Below are 13,744 nucleotides of genomic sequence, written 5' to 3'. Positions count from 1 at the left end.
TCCGAGGCGGCTGTCTGCTGCCGGTTGGCGGCGAATGTGCCGTATTACGTCTCTTACGAGTCTTACGGTTTCGCGCTGTCTGTCAGGTCGGTCGTCCGCCGGCTGGGTTGCCGGTTGTTCATGAGGACGTGCCCGGAGCCTAAATGGTTCATGCCTGGAAGGGAACGTGACGTGCGCTTCACTCCATCGAGGGATCGAACAAGCGTACGGTGCTGGACTAGTGTGAGTTGAGACGAGGGTGGCGTGACAACGGCTCTACCAGGCCTCGGTACCCTCTGAGCGGCAACCGAAGCCGGGTCCTTACCCCAAAGGACCCCTTTTGAAATTCAGCGAGGAGCGAACCGCGTGACCGCCGAGACGTCCGTGCCGTCCACAGCGTTGCTGACCGGAGCAGACCGGGACGGTTCCAACTACACCGCGCGGCACCTGCTCGTCCTGGAGGGGCTCGAGGCCGTTCGCAAGCGTCCGGGCATGTACATCGGGTCGACGGACAGCCGCGGCCTGCTGCACTGCCTCTGGGAGATCATCGACAACTCCGTCGATGAGGCCCTGGGTGGCTACTGCGACCACATCGAAGTCATCCTCCACGACGACGCCTCCGTAGAGGTCCGGGACAACGGCCGAGGCATCCCGGTGGATGTCGAGCCCAAGACCGGCCTCTCCGGAGTCGAGGTCGTCATGACCAAGCTCCACGCCGGCGGAAAGTTCGGCGGTGGCGCCTACGCCGCCTCCGGCGGCCTGCACGGTGTGGGTGCCTCCGTGGTGAATGCCCTGTCCGCGCGCCTCGACGTGGAGGTGGACCTCCATGGGCACACCCACGCGATCAGCTTCCGGCGTGGCGTGCCCGGGGCCTTCGCCAAGCCCGGCCCCGACGCCGACTTCGACTCGTCGGCCAAGCTGCGCAAGACCAAGAAGATCCCCAAGACGCGCACCGGCACGCGCGTGCGCTACTGGGCCGACCGCCAGATCTTCCTCAAGGACGCCAAGCTCAGCCTCGAGACGCTGCACCAGCGTGCCCGCCAGACCGCGTTCCTGGTGCCGGGCCTGACCATCGTCGTGCGCGACGAGTACGGCCTCGGAGAGGGTGGTACCAAGGGCGAGGAATCCTTCCGCTTCGACGGCGGCATCAGCGAGTTCTGCGAGTACCTGGCCCAGGACAAGGCCGTCTGTGACGTCCTTCGCTTCACTGGGCAGGGCACCTTCAAGGAGACCGTGCCGGTCCTCGACGACCACGGCCAGATGTCCCCCACCGAGGTCACCCGCGAGCTCGCCGTGGACGTCGCGCTGCGCTGGGGCACGGGTTACGACACGACGCTGCGGTCCTTCGTCAACATCATCGCCACCCCCAAGGGCGGCACCCACATGACGGGCTTCGAGCGCTCGCTCACCAAGACGATGAACGAGGTGCTGCGCACCCAGAAGGTGCTGCGCGTCGCCGAGGACGACATCGTCAAGGACGACGCCCTGGAGGGGCTGACGGCGGTCGTCACCGTCCGTCTCGCGGAGCCGCAGTTCGAGGGCCAGACCAAGGAGGTGCTCGGCACCTCGGCGGCCAACCGTATCGTCGCCAACGTCATCGCCAAGGAACTCAAGGCGTTCCTGACCTCCACCAAGCGCGACGCCAAGGCGCAGGCGCGCGCCGTGATGGAGAAGGCCGTCGCCGCGGCCCGCACGCGCATCGCGGCCCGCCAGCACAAGGACGCCCAGCGCCGGAAGACGGCTCTGGAGTCCTCCTCGCTGCCCGCGAAGCTCGCCGACTGCCGCAGTGACGACGTGGAGCGCAGCGAGCTCTTCATCGTCGAGGGCGACTCGGCGCTCGGCACCGCCAAGCTGGCACGGAACTCCGAGTTCCAGGCCCTCCTGCCGATCCGCGGCAAGATCCTCAACGTTCAGAAGGCGTCCGTGACGGACATGCTGAAGAACGCCGAGTGCGGCGCGATCATCCAGGTCATAGGGGCAGGGTCCGGCCGGACCTTCGACATCGACGCGGCGCGCTACGGGAAGATCATTCTTCTCGTCGACGCCGATGTCGACGGCGCACACATCCGGATTCTGCTGCTCACCCTCTTCCAGCGCTACATGCGTCCGATGGTGGAGGCGGGCCGGGTCTTCGCGGCCGTGCCGCCGCTGCACCGGATCGAGCTGGTGCAGCCGAAGAAGGGCCAGGACAAGTACGTCTACACGTACTCGGACAACGAGCTGCGCGAGACGCTCCTCGAGTACCAGCGCAAGGGAATCCGCTTCAAGGACGCCATCCAGCGCTACAAGGGCCTCGGCGAGATGGACGCGGACCAGCTCGCGGAGACCACCATGGACCCCCGCTACCGCACGCTGCGGCGGGTCAACATCGGCGACCTGGACGCCGCCGAGCAGGTCTTCGATCTGCTGATGGGCAACGACGTGGCGCCGCGCAAGGAGTTCATCACGAGCTCGGCGGCGACGCTGGACCGTTCGCGCATCGACGCGTAGCGATCGCGCGAGCCGGTGCGTTCCGCTTGTGCGGAGCGCACCCGCTCGCGTGACGCCGGTGTGTCCCGCTCGCGGGACGCACTCCACCCGTGGGTGGAGCCCTAGGCTCCACCCACGTTCCACCCCTGCTCCGATGTCCTGACCAGGTCTTTTCCGTAGCGTCGAAGGCGTCGATCCTCCTCGGATCGGTCCCGCACTTCCTCGTCCCACGGAGGCCGTCATGTCTGGGCTCGCCAATGTTGTGGTGGTCTGCGCCGTCGTCGCGCTGGTGATCGTGCGTCAGTTCAGGGCGCAGCAGATCACCGCGGACAGGCGCTGGTGGGTCATACCGGCCGTGCTGGTCTTCCTGGCCGTGCGCGAGCCCGACGTGCTGGACCCCCATCACTACGCGGCGGCCGTCGTCCTGCTCGGCGCGGAGCTGCTGGTCGCTCTGGCCATCGGCTTCGGCTGGGCGCGGACCACGCACGTGTGGAGGACGCCGGACGGTGCCGTGTGGGGCAGGGGGACCAAGGCCACCGCCATCGTCTGGGGCGTCGGGATCGGGCTGCGGCTCGGCCTGTTCGGGATCGGCGCGCTGCTGGGGGTGCGGCAGGACAGTGCCGCTCTGATGCTGGCTCTCGCCGCCACGCTCCTCGTGCGCAGCGGCATGCTGGCGCACCGGGCCGGCCTCTTCCGCCCGTCGTACGGTGTTGCGGACGCGGCGTACGAGCCGATGCGGAAGGACCCTGTGTGATGTCGGACCGGTGGATGAGATGGCCCCTCCGGGAAGCGCTCACCCGGGAAGGGCAGAGCCCCGCCCGGATGTGGTTCGTCCGGGTCCTGCGGGTGGTGATCGCCGGCAGCCTGCTGTGGAACACGTTCCATCACGACAGGGGCTGGCGCCTGGCTGCCGGGGTCGGCCTGGTCGTGCTCAGTGGCGGGCTCGCCTGGGCGTTCCTCCGCGCCTCGTTCGACCATCGGCTGTGGCCCTCGGTCACTCTGCTGGCCCTGCTGACGGGGTGCGGGTACGCGGCGCGGGCCGGCGACTGGAGGGTGCTGGCGCTCGTCCTGTGGTGCGGTGCGGCGGTCCTGTCCCTGGAGCGGCTGCCGCTGCTGGCGGCCGCGGCCTGTGTGCCCGTGGCGATGACGGGATTCGCCGCGTACAACAACGACAGCTGGCTGGTCACGGGTCTCATCGTCGTGGGGCTCGCGCTGGCGGGGTACACCCTGCGGCTCGACGCCGACACACGGGGCAACGCCCAGCGGCTGCTCGCCCAGGAGCGGGCCGCCCGGGCCGCGGAGGCCGAGACGGCCGCCCTGGCCGAGCGGGCCCGTATCGCCCGGGAGATCCACGACGTGCTCGCGCACAGCCTCTCCGCGCAGCTCGTCCACCTGGAGGCGGCGCGACTGCTGATCGAGGGCGATGCGACACGCGATCGGATACTCGAGCGGGTGGTGGCGGCGCGGTCCATGGCCCGCGAAGGGCTGGCCGAGACCCGGCAGGCGCTCTCCGCGCTGCGCGGTGAGATGACGCCGGTCGAGGACTTCCTGCGTGAGCTGGTCGTCTCGGACAAGGCCTCGGTGTCCGTGACGGGCGCGCGGCGTGCGCTGCCCGCCGAGGCGTCACAGGCGGTGCGCCGTGTCGCTCAGGAGGCCCTGACGAACGTCCGTAAGCACGCTCCGGGCGCCAAGGTGTTCGTGCGTCTCGCGTACGAAGAGGGTGAAGTGACACTGGACATACGGGATTCGGGCGGTTCGCCGGGCGAACTCGCGGCATCCGGAGCCGGGTACGGTCTGCTCGGAATGCGGGAGCGGGCCGAGCTGCTCGGCGGCTCGCTGACGGCCGGGCCTGGTGAGGAGGGCTTCATCGTGACGCTGAAGGTGCCCACATGACGTCCGAGCGCGGCGCGAAGGCGCCGGCGCGGGTGATCGTGGTCGACGATCAGACCGTGGTGCGTGAGGGCATCGTGATGCTGCTGGGATTGTTGCCCGGTATCGAGGTCGTCGGTTCCGGGGGCGACGGCGAGGAGGCCGTCCGGCTCGTCGCCGAACTCGCCCCGGACGTCGTCCTGATGGACCTGCGCATGCCGCGGGTCGACGGTGCGGAGGCCACCCGCCGCATTCGTGCCGAGTACCCGGGGACGCAGGTCGTCGTGCTGACGACCTTCGCCGACGACGACTCGCTCTTCCCCGCGCTGAGAGCGGGGGCACGCGGCTATCTCACCAAGGACGCAGGTGGGGACGAGATCGTGCGGGCCGTGGAGGACGTGCTCTCGGGTGACGCGGGGCTCTCGCCGCAGATCCAGCGGCGGCTGCTGGAGCGGCTGTCGGAGTCCGAGGAGCCCGCACCGGCGCCGGATCCCCCCGACGGTCTGACCACGCGCGAGACCGAAGTGCTCGTCCTGATCGCCGAGGGGATGACGAACCAGGAGATCGCCCGCCAGATGCATGTCTCCACCGCGACGGTGAAGACGCACATCAACAATCTCTTCGCCAAGACGGGGCTCAAGGACCGCGCGCAGGCGGTCCGTTACGCCTACGGGCACGGGCTGGCCAAGCCCCCGAGTGCCAGGCCGACCTGAGTGGTGTCTTTGATGAGGTCCTTCACCTGATGGGGTGAAGAGAAGGGAGAGAAGAGTCAGGGATCTTCCCGATCTGTCCATCCTTGGGCACGCAGCCGAACAAGGCTGCGGACAAGGAGAGTTCGGTGGAGAAGCACGACGGGCGCGATGCCGGGCAGGCGCGGACCGGTGATCCGAGGGATCCCTGGTACGACGCGCTTGCGTCCGGCTGGGGCGAGTTGGACGGCACGGGTGCGCCGGCGCCCGTGGCGCCGCCCCGAGCCGCGCCGGAGCGGAGCGCGGCCGACATCTATCTGGAGGTCCAGCGCAGTGCTGCCTTCCAGGAGGTGCGCGGCCGGTATCGGCGGTTCGTCTTCCCCGGGGTGGCCCTCTTCTTCACCTGGTACGTCGCGTATGTCGTGACGGCGACGACGGCGCCGGGGTTCATGGCGCGGCCCGTCTCCGGGGCCGTGAACGTCGCGATGCTCGCGGGCCTGGGGCAGTTCGTCTCGACGTTCCTGCTGACCTGGGCGTACGCCCGGCATGCCCGGCTGAGGAGGGATCGCGCGGCGCTCGATCTGCGCTGGTCCGTGTTCGAGCAGAAGCGGGAGCAGGACCAGAAACGGATCCAGGACCAGCGGGATCACGACCAGCGGAGCGAGCAGGAACTGGCCCGGGGGAGCGAGCGATGACCGGGGACCACCAGACGCTCGCGCTCCTGCTGTTCGGTGTGTTCGTGGCCGTCACGCTCGCCATCACGACATGGGTGAGCCGCAACCGGCACGGCTCGGCGGAGGAGTTCTACGCGGGCGGGCGGCTCTTCTCCCCCATGGAGAACGGTTTCGCCATCGCGGGCGACTACATGTCGGCCGCGTCCTTCCTCGGCATCTCCGGACTGATCGCCCTCTTCGGTTACGACGGGCTGCTCTACTCGGTGGGCTTCCTCGTCGCCTGGCTGGTCGTGCTGTTCCTGGTGGCCGAACTGGTGCGCAACTGCGGCCGGTTCACGCTCGCCGACGTCGTCGCCGCCCGGATGAGGGAGCGGCCGGTGCGTATCGCGTCGGGAACTTCCTCGGTGACCGTGTCCGTTCTCTATCTGGTGGCGCAGATGGTGGGGGCGGGCTCACTGGTCGCGCTGCTGCTCGGCGGGACGAGCGGGGCGGCGCAGGCCTGGACGGTGATCGGCGTCGGCGCGCTCATGGTCATCTATGTGTCGTTGGGAGGGATGCGGGCCACCACCTGGATCCAGATCGTCAAGGCGGTCCTGCTGATGTGCGGCGCGATCGCGCTGACCGTGCTGGTCCTGGTGCGTTTCCACGGCGACTTCAATCAGTTGCTGCGGACCGCGGCCGACCGCAGCGGACACGGCAGCCAGTTCCTCGCGCCCGGATTGAAGTACGGCGGGGACTGGACCTCGCGCCTGGACTTCATCAGCCTCGGGCTCGCGCTCGTCCTCGGCACGGCCGGGCTGCCGCACATCCTCTCCCGCTTCTACACGGTGCCGACCGCACGCGCCGCCCGCCGGTCCGTCGTCTGGTCCATCGGTCTCATCGGCAGCTTCTACCTGATGACGATCGTGCTCGGCTTCGGCGCCGCCGCGATCGTGGGCTCCGATGCCGTGCGGGGATCGAACGCCGCGGGGAACACGGCCGTTCCGCTGCTGGCGCTCGATCTGGGCGGCGGCGCCGACTCCACTGGAGGAACGGTTCTGTTCGCGATCGTCGCCGCGATCGCCTTCGCCACGATCCTCGCCGTCGTCGCCGGGATCACGCTCGCCTCGTCGGCGTCCGTGGCCCACGACCTGTACGCGTCGCTGCGGCGCAAGCACGCCAAACCGCGCAGCGAGGTGGCGGTGGCGCGCCTCGCCGCGGCCGGTATCGGCGTGGTCGCGATCGGCCTGGGGCTGCTGGCCCGAGATCTCAACGTGGCGTTCCTGGTGGGCCTGGCCTTCGCCGTCGCCGCGTCCGCGAATCTGCCCGTGCTGCTCTACTCGCTGTTCTGGCGGAAGTTCACCACGCGGGGAGCGGTCTGGTCGGTCTACGGGGGACTGGTGCCCTCCATGGCGCTCGTCGTGCTGTCACCCGTGGTCTCCGGAGGGCCGAGCTCCCTCTTCCCCGGGATGGACTTCCAGTACTTCCCACTGGAGAACCCGGGGCTCGTCTCGATCCCGCTGGGCTTCCTCGCCGGATGGCTGGGCACCGTCACCTCGGCGGAGCCCGCGGACGAGGCCAAGCACGCGGAGACCGAGGTGCGCTCGCTCACCGGCGCTGGAGCGGTGTAACCGCCCTGCACGGCCATGGCTAGGAGGCGCTCGACGCCCATTCGTAGCGGTGCTCCGGGCGGCCCGTGTCGCCGTACTTGAGGCTGAGCCGGACCCGGCCCGAGCGCTCCAGGAGCTTCAGGTAGCGCTGGGCCGTCTGGCGGCTCAGCCGGGTGCGGTCCGCCAACTCCTGGGCGGACAGCGGCCCCTCGGCGCCCATCAGAGCCCTGCGGACCAGCTCGGCCGTGGTGGGGGAGTGCCCTTTGGGCAGTTCGGGCGCCGGAGTCGCCGAGAGGGCGCCGAAGATCCGGTCGACCTCCGCCTGTTCGGCCTCGCCCCCGCCGTCCAGGGTGCGGCGCAAGGTCGCGTACGCGTCGAGCTTCGCGCGAAGTCCCGCGTACGAGAACGGCTTGACCAGGTACTGCAGGGCGCCGTGGCGCATCGCGGCCTGCACGGTGGCGACGTCGCGCGCGGCGGTCACCATGATCACGTCGGTCTGGTGGCCGCGCTCACGCAACGTACGGACCACCGCGAGGCCCGTCTGGTCCGGCAGATAGTGGTCGAGGAGCACCAGGTCGACCGGGAGCTCCTCGACCATCCGCAGCGCCTCGGCGGCGCTGTGGGCCTTCGCGGCCACCCGGAAGCCGGGCATCTTCGCCACGTAGGCGGCGTTGACGTCCGCGACCCGGACGTCGTCGTCCACGACGAGCACCTCGATCATCGTGTCTCCTCCGTGGGGGCGAGTTCGGACGTGGGGGCCAGTTCGGCCTGTGCGAGCGCTTCGGGCAGGACGACGGTGAACTCGGCGCCCCCTTCGGGGGACGCGTCCGCCCGCACGCTGCCTCCTTGTCGCTCGGCGAGCCTGCGGACCAGGGCGAGCCCGATGCCGCGCTTGCCGTGCGCCGGGGGCTCCTTGGTGGACCAGCCCTCCGTGAAGATCGTCTCGCGGTGCTCGGACGGTACGCCAGGGCCCGTATCGCTCACCCGAAGGACCACGGCGCGTCCCTCGGTGCGCACATCGACCTCCACGCGCGCGTGGAGGCTGCCCGCCGCAGCGTCGAGCGCGTTGTCGACCAGGTTGCCGACGATGGTGACCAGGCCGCCCGGGTCGATCAGACGGTCGGGCAGCGCGGTGTCGCGCGGGACGGCGAGGACGACGCCACGCTCCGCGGCGACGGTGGCCTTGCCCACCAGGAGCGCGGCCAGCAGCGGATCGCCGATCTTCTCCGTGATCTGCTCCGAGGTCACCCGGTGCGCGCCCGCCACCTCGCCGACGAACTCCGCCGCCTCCTCGTACATCTCCAGCTCCAGGAGACCGAGCAGCGTGTGCATGCGGTTGGCGTGTTCGTGGTCCTGGGCGCGCAGTGCGTCGATGAGGCCGCGGGTGGAGTCCAGTTCGCGGCCCAGTTGCTCCAGCTCGGTGCGGTCGCGCAGGGTGGCGACGGCGCCTCCGTCGTCCGTGGGCATGCGGTTGGCGACCAGGACGCGCTGGCCTCGGACGGTCAGGAGGTCGGTGCCCGTGACCCGTCCGGCGAGCACGTCGGTCGTACGTCCGGGACCGAGCGCGGTGTCGAGCGGCTGCCCGATGGCTTCGGCTCCGAGGCCGAGGAGGCGCTGGGCCTCGTCGTTCAGGAGGCGGATCCGGCCCGCGCGGTCCAGCGCGACGACGCCTTCGCGGATGCTGTGCAGCATGGCCTCGCGTTCCGCAAGGAGCGCCGAGATATCGGAGAAAGCCAGGTCACGTGTCTGCCGCTGCACCCTGCGCGAGATCAGATAGGCGGCAAGGGCGCCGACGGCGAGCGCCCCGCCCGCGTACGCGAAGAGCCCGGGGATCGCGTGGATCAGCCGGGCGCGCACGCTGTCGTACTCGATGCCTACGGAGACGGCGCCCACGATGTCCCCGTCGACGTCCCGCAGCGGCACCTTGCCGCGCGCCGAGCGGCCCAGGGTGCCGTCGTCGATCTCCATGACCTCGTCACCGGCGAGCGCGTCGCTGGGGTCGGTCGAGACGACCCGGCCGATCTCGCCGTGGTCCGTGTGGGACCAGCGGACGCCTTCCTTGTTCATGATCACGACGTACTCGGCGCCGCTGGCGCGCCGGATCCGCTCCGCCTCGGTCTGCACGGGCCCGTCGACCGTCGGCTTCGAGGAGCGCAGGTCCTCGGCGATGTGCGGCTGGGCGGCCGTGGTCTGCGCGATGGCGAGCGCGCGGCGCATCGCCTGGTCGTCCAGCTGATCGCTGAGCGGCGCGAGGAAGAGCCCCGTGGCGAGCACGGCGACTCCGGCGGCGATGGCCAGCTGCATCAGCAGCACCTGCGAGAAGACGCGCCGCGGCAGGCCGAGGCGGAGTCTTCGGACAGGGGAGGCGGGGCTCATGTGTACGAACGGTACGGCGAGCGGAGGGCTACTCCGAAGTCACTGTGGCGGGGATCTCCTGTACGGCGTCGTACCCGATCCGCCGCACCGCCACGACATCCATGCGTGCCGGGGCCGCCGACGCCGCGCCGCAGCTCTCCGGCCGCGGCGGCAGCGAGGCCCCCTGGGCGACGGTCACGCACCAGTGCCGTCCGTCGACGTGGGCCACGGTCACCTCCCAGCGCGGTGCCGTGCCGTCCGTGCGGACCACGCTCAGGGCGCCCGCGGCGTCCTCGCCCGTCGCGGTGCGCACCGCCAGCTCGGCGGCCTGTCCCGGCCGGTCCCAGGCGGAACTGCCCCGGCAGCCTTCGGTGACGACGCGGCCCGTGCGCACCCCTTCGAGGATCTCCTTGACGGCGGCCTGCCCGGAGCGGCCGTACGCGTAGCCGTACGGCAGGACGAGGAGCGTGGGGGAGAAGCGGTGACCACCCAGATGAGTGACTTCCCAGGCGCCTTGTTCACCGGAGGCGGTGAGGGCGGCGGCGAGCGGCCTGCCCAGGAGGGCGCAGCAGCGGTCCCGTTTGCCGTTCGTGCAGACCAGGGCGAGCGGGGCCCCCGTGTGCGGGGTGCCGAATCCGCCGTGGTCGCCCGCGCCGAGAGCCGAGAAATCGAGGTCGAGCAGCTCTTCCGGCCGGTCCGTGACGTGGCCGCGCAGCCAGGTGTTGCCGGGCGCGGTGTGGGCCACGTACACCCGGCGGCGCGCGGGGGCGTGGCTGTCGGCGTGGCGTCCGGGGCGGCGGATGAGCGCGACGCGTACGCCCGTTCCCTCGGCGGCGGCCTCCAGGGCGCGGCCGACCTCCGGATCCAGGTGACTCGAAGTGAGCGCCTTGGCGCCCCACGGTCCCGGCTGTTCAAGGAGCAGCCAGGTCCTGGCGGTGGCCGCGGTCCCCGCGAGAGGCTCGTCCAGATCCCGCGAAGCGGTGGCGCACGTACTCACAGAGGTGAGCCTAACCCGCGCCGGGTCTGCGGTGATTCATCCGCCGTCGGGCGCGGGCAGCGGCTGGGGCGGCCGCAGTCCGACGTACTGACCGCTGGGGCGCATGCGCAGGGGCCGTTCCTCGTACTCCTCCAGGGCGTGGGCGATCCAGCCCGCCGTGCGCGCCACGGCGAAGATCGTCTCGCCTGCCTCGGCGGGCATCCCGGACGAGGCGGTCAGGACGGCGAGGGCCAGGTCGACATTGGCGTGCAGATCCGTGTGGCGGGCCGTGGTGGCCACCACGTCGCGGGCCGCGGCGAGGGCGGGGCCGGCCTGGGGGATGACCTCCAGGAGGGCGAAGAGGGCCTCCGCGCGGGGGTCGTCGCCGGGGTAGAGCCGGTGGCCCAGGCCCGGGACGCGGCGGCCCGCGCGGAGTTCGTCGGCCACTACGGGAGCCGCGCTGCCCCGGTCCAGGACGTCCAGGAGCATGCGGTGCGCGAGGCCGCTGGCCGCGCCGTGCAGGGGGCCTTCCAGGACGCCGAGTCCGGCCGACACCGCCGCGTACGGGTGGGCGCGGGCGGAGGCGGCGACGCGGACGGCGAGCGTCGACGCGGCGAGGTCGTGGTCGACGAGCAGGGCGAGCGCGGTGTCCAGGGCGTGCAGGGAGGCGTCGTGCGGTTGCCGGCCGGTCAGCCGCGCCCAGAGCTGGTGGGCCAGGGGGCCCGAGTCCCGGTGGGCGCGGCTGACCGGCGGCAGCGCCGTGACGAGGGTGGGGATGAGGGTGCGTGCGGTGCCGATGACGGCTTCTTCGGAGAGGTCGAAGCGGAGGGGGTCGGCTGCGGCGGCCGAGATGGCGGCCACGCGCAGGCGGTCGGTCGGGCCGCTGTGCTCGGGCAGCGCGTCGACGGCGCGGCGTGCGGCGTCGGCGGTCTCCTTGGGGGCGGTGAAGCGGATTCCGGGGCGCATGACGCCGGTCCACAGCCACTCGGCGACCTCTTCGTAGGAGTGCGCCAGGGAAAGTTCCATCGCGTCGACACCGCGGTAGTAGTAGCGGTCCTTGTCGATGAGCGTGATGCGGGTGCGGACGGAGAGTTCGCCGCCGGTGGAGGTGGCCGCGGGCTCCCGGCGGTTCCTGCGGGCGAGCGACTCGACCTCCTTGGCGTCGAAGGTGCTGCCCCGGGAGCCGGGGCCGCGGCGGCTGCTGAGCTGGCCGCGGCTCACGTAGGCGTACACGGTCTCCGGTTTCACACCGAGGAGTTCGGCGGCTTCCCGGGTGCTCAGGCGTCGGCCTTCCTTCGGGATGGCCTCTTGATCCGTCATGGGCATCACCGTATCCACTCTGAATCCAATCCGACCTTGCATTGATTGAATCAATATTGACAGGCATTCAGTCAAGCATGGACAGTCGAATCAAGTACAGGTAGGAAGCAGGAAGTCGAGGAAGAACATGCCGATCAATGGCTCCACCACCCCCAGTGCCCCCGTGGAGGTCCCTCGCGGGCTCGCGGGCGTCGTCGTGACCGAGACCCGGCTCGGAGACGTCAGGGGATACGAGGGCTTCTACCACTACCGCCAGTACTCGGCCGTCGAGCTCGCGCAGACCCGCAGCTTCGAGGACGTCTGGCACCTGATGTTCCACGGCGCGCTGCCGGATGCCGGGCAGCGGTCCGCGTTCGCCGCGCAGACCGCCACGTTGCGCCGGCTGCCCGACGAGGTGCGTGCCGCGCTGCCCGCCATAGCCCGCGCCAGCGCCCTGTCGGGGCCGCTCTCCGGGCTGCGTACGGCACTGTCGCTCTTCGGTGCGGCGAAGGGCTTCCGTCCGGTGTACGACATCGACGGCGACCGGCGCCGTGCCGATGCCCTCGCGGCGTCCGCCGTGGTGCCGACGCTGCTCACGGCGCTGTACCGCCTCGGGCAGGGGCTCGACCCCGTCGAGCCGCGCGACGACCTGTCCTATGCGGCCAACTACCTCTACATGCTGACGGGTTCGGAGCCGGAGCCCGATCGTGCGCGGGCGATCGAGCAGTACTTGATCTCAACCATTGATCACGGCTTCAACGCGTCCACGTTCACGGCCAGGGTGATCACCTCGACCGGCGCGGACGTCGCGGCCTGTCTGGTGGGTGCCGTGGGCGCGCTGTCGGGCCCGTTGCACGGCGGGGCGCCGAGCCGGGCACTCGACACGCTCGACGCGATCGGTACGCCCGAGCGCATCGACGGCTGGATCCGCGAGCGGGTCCTGGCGGGGGACCGCATCATGGGCTTCGGCCACCCCGTCTACCGCACGGAGGACCCGCGTTCGCGCATGCTGCGGGGCATCGCGCAGCGATTCGGCGGCGGGATGGTGGAGTTCGCGGTCGAGGTCGAGCGCCAGGTCGAGGCGATCCTCGCCGAACTGAAGCCGGGCCGCGAGCTGCACACCAACGTGGAGTTCTACGCGGGCGTCGTCATGGAACTGTGCGGCCTGCCCCGCGAGATGTTCACGCCCACGTTCGCGGCGGCGCGGGTGGTGGGCTGGGGCGCGAACATCCTGGAGCAGGCGGAGGACTCGAAGATCATTCGGCCTGCGGCGCGGTATGTGGGGCCTGTGCCGCCGGTGCCGGTGCCCGTGCCGTCGGTGGGCTGAGACGCGCGTGAGGCCCGGTGCCGATCTGGCGCCGGACCTCACGAGGTGGATGTGGGCGAAAGGGGGGAGGGGTGAGATCCCCGTTCGCGGAAGGAGGGGCAGTGCTTTCCGGAGACGGGCCTCGACGGGGTGACCGGAGTGCCTGTCTCGACGGAGAGGCCAGGGCGGGTGCCTGTCTCAGCACTGCGCCCCAGCCTCAGACGCTGGGGATGTCCGCTTTTGCGCGGATGAGTGTCTCCCTGCTGACGATGACGATGCGTTCGTAGTCGGCGCGCGCGGCGTCCGCGGGCAGTTCGCCGTCGAGTGCTGTTGTGGCCTCTGTCCCGATGACGGCGAAGTTGCCGTCGCTGAGCTCGAAAATGTCGGGGCAGGTATCGCCGGTGAGACTGCCACGTTCGCGTGGAGACGCACCGATGCGGCGCACGATCTTCAAGAGGATCCCGGTCCTTAGGATTGAAGATGGTCAGAGCGGGTAAGGGTAGCCTCCTGTTACTCCCATTACTCCGGTTCTTGGCGCG

General features: G+C 70.6%; 12 protein-coding genes. 7 read left to right on the top strand and 5 right to left on the bottom strand.

What is annotated here, in order from left to right; translation table 11 throughout:
- Positions 1-345 precede the first annotated feature (345 nt).
- The 6 genes from ACZ6ZP_RS40925 (at position 346) to ACZ6ZP_RS40900 (ending at position 7,290) form a co-directional block, all read left to right on the top strand.
- Positions 346-2,469 (top strand): DNA gyrase/topoisomerase IV subunit B, encoded by a 2,124-nt coding sequence (locus tag ACZ6ZP_RS40925; protein ID WP_351173657.1) that lies wholly within the window; start codon positions 346-348, stop codon positions 2,467-2,469.
- Between the two features lie 220 nt (positions 2,470-2,689).
- The gene (locus tag ACZ6ZP_RS40920; protein ID WP_469410418.1) at positions 2,690-3,202 is read left to right on the top strand and encodes a DUF1453 domain-containing protein; all 513 of its coding nucleotides are present in this window, start codon (positions 2,690-2,692) and stop codon (positions 3,200-3,202) included.
- Positions 3,199-4,341, top strand: coding sequence for a sensor histidine kinase (locus ACZ6ZP_RS40915; protein ID WP_469410417.1), 1,143 nt, complete (start codon positions 3,199-3,201; stop codon positions 4,339-4,341). The genes ACZ6ZP_RS40920 and ACZ6ZP_RS40915 overlap by 4 nt, the downstream gene beginning before the upstream one ends.
- On the top strand, positions 4,338-5,030 hold the full coding sequence (locus ACZ6ZP_RS40910; protein ID WP_383823876.1) for a response regulator transcription factor: 693 nt from the start codon (positions 4,338-4,340) through the stop codon (positions 5,028-5,030). Before ACZ6ZP_RS40915 ends, ACZ6ZP_RS40910 begins: the two co-directional genes overlap by 4 nt.
- A 125-nt stretch (positions 5,031-5,155) precedes the next feature.
- On the top strand, positions 5,156-5,701 hold the full coding sequence (locus tag ACZ6ZP_RS40905) for a DUF485 domain-containing protein (RefSeq protein ID WP_351173645.1): 546 nt from the start codon (positions 5,156-5,158) through the stop codon (positions 5,699-5,701).
- On the top strand, positions 5,698-7,290 hold the full coding sequence (locus ACZ6ZP_RS40900) for a solute symporter family protein (protein WP_351173642.1): 1,593 nt from the start codon (positions 5,698-5,700) through the stop codon (positions 7,288-7,290). The genes ACZ6ZP_RS40905 and ACZ6ZP_RS40900 overlap by 4 nt, the downstream gene beginning before the upstream one ends.
- Before the next feature lie 19 nt (positions 7,291-7,309).
- On the opposite strand, the gene ACZ6ZP_RS40895 is transcribed toward ACZ6ZP_RS40900, so the two are convergent.
- The 4 genes from ACZ6ZP_RS40895 to ACZ6ZP_RS40880 are packed head-to-tail and all read right to left on the bottom strand — an operon-like array spanning position 7,310 to position 11,920.
- Positions 7,310-7,990 (bottom strand): response regulator, encoded by a 681-nt coding sequence (locus ACZ6ZP_RS40895; protein WP_351173639.1) that lies wholly within the window; start codon positions 7,988-7,990, stop codon positions 7,310-7,312.
- Positions 7,987-9,645, bottom strand: a complete 1,659-nt coding sequence (locus tag ACZ6ZP_RS40890) for a sensor histidine kinase (RefSeq protein WP_469410416.1) — start codon at positions 9,643-9,645, stop codon at positions 7,987-7,989. The genes ACZ6ZP_RS40895 and ACZ6ZP_RS40890 overlap by 4 nt, the downstream gene beginning before the upstream one ends.
- Positions 9,646-9,673: 28 nt before the next feature.
- Positions 9,674-10,621, bottom strand: coding sequence for a sucrase ferredoxin (locus ACZ6ZP_RS40885; RefSeq protein ID WP_469410415.1), 948 nt, complete (start codon positions 10,619-10,621; stop codon positions 9,674-9,676).
- A 36-nt stretch (positions 10,622-10,657) separates the two neighbouring features.
- Positions 10,658-11,920: a citrate synthase family protein gene (locus ACZ6ZP_RS40880; protein WP_469410414.1), complete on the bottom strand. Its 1,263-nt coding sequence runs from the start codon at positions 11,918-11,920 to the stop codon at positions 10,658-10,660.
- 127 nt (positions 11,921-12,047) lie between these two features.
- Here ACZ6ZP_RS40880 and ACZ6ZP_RS40875 point away from each other — a divergent pair, with 127 nt between their 5' ends.
- A complete protein-coding gene (locus ACZ6ZP_RS40875; protein ID WP_399982740.1) occupies positions 12,048-13,226 on the top strand; it encodes a citrate synthase/methylcitrate synthase in 1,179 nt (392 codons plus the stop codon).
- Between the two features lie 196 nt (positions 13,227-13,422).
- Here ACZ6ZP_RS40875 and ACZ6ZP_RS40870 read toward each other — a convergent pair whose 3' ends face one another.
- Complete coding sequence (locus tag ACZ6ZP_RS40870) at positions 13,423-13,659, bottom strand: hypothetical protein (RefSeq protein ID WP_351173624.1); 237 nt, start codon at positions 13,657-13,659, stop codon at positions 13,423-13,425.
- Positions 13,660-13,744: the final 85 nt, after the last annotated feature.

It is taken from the genome of Streptomyces sp. NPDC054047 (assembly GCF_055585065.1).
Note: the sequence above shows the minus strand (reverse complement) of the source record. Positions and strands in the feature narration are given on the sequence as shown.

What these genes read in the sequence shown, in the direction of transcription:
- ACZ6ZP_RS40920 (WP_469410418.1), top strand. Translation starts at nt 2,690, where the DNA reads ATGTCTGGGCTCGCCAATGTTGTGGTGGTCTGCGCCGTCGTCGCGCTG.
- ACZ6ZP_RS40910 (WP_383823876.1), top strand. Translation starts at nt 4,338, where the DNA reads ATGACGTCCGAGCGCGGCGCGAAGGCGCCGGCGCGGGTGATCGTGGTC.
- ACZ6ZP_RS40900 (WP_351173642.1), top strand. Translation starts at nt 5,698, where the DNA reads ATGACCGGGGACCACCAGACGCTCGCGCTCCTGCTGTTCGGTGTGTTC.
- ACZ6ZP_RS40895 (WP_351173639.1), bottom strand. Translation starts at nt 7,990, where the DNA reads ATGATCGAGGTGCTCGTCGTGGACGACGACGTCCGGGTCGCGGACGTC.
- ACZ6ZP_RS40890 (WP_469410416.1), bottom strand. Translation starts at nt 9,645, where the DNA reads ATGAGCCCCGCCTCCCCTGTCCGAAGACTCCGCCTCGGCCTGCCGCGG.
- ACZ6ZP_RS40880 (WP_469410414.1), bottom strand. Translation starts at nt 11,920, where the DNA reads ATGACGGATCAAGAGGCCATCCCGAAGGAAGGCCGACGCCTGAGCACC.
- ACZ6ZP_RS40875 (WP_399982740.1), top strand. Translation starts at nt 12,048, where the DNA reads ATGCCGATCAATGGCTCCACCACCCCCAGTGCCCCCGTGGAGGTCCCT.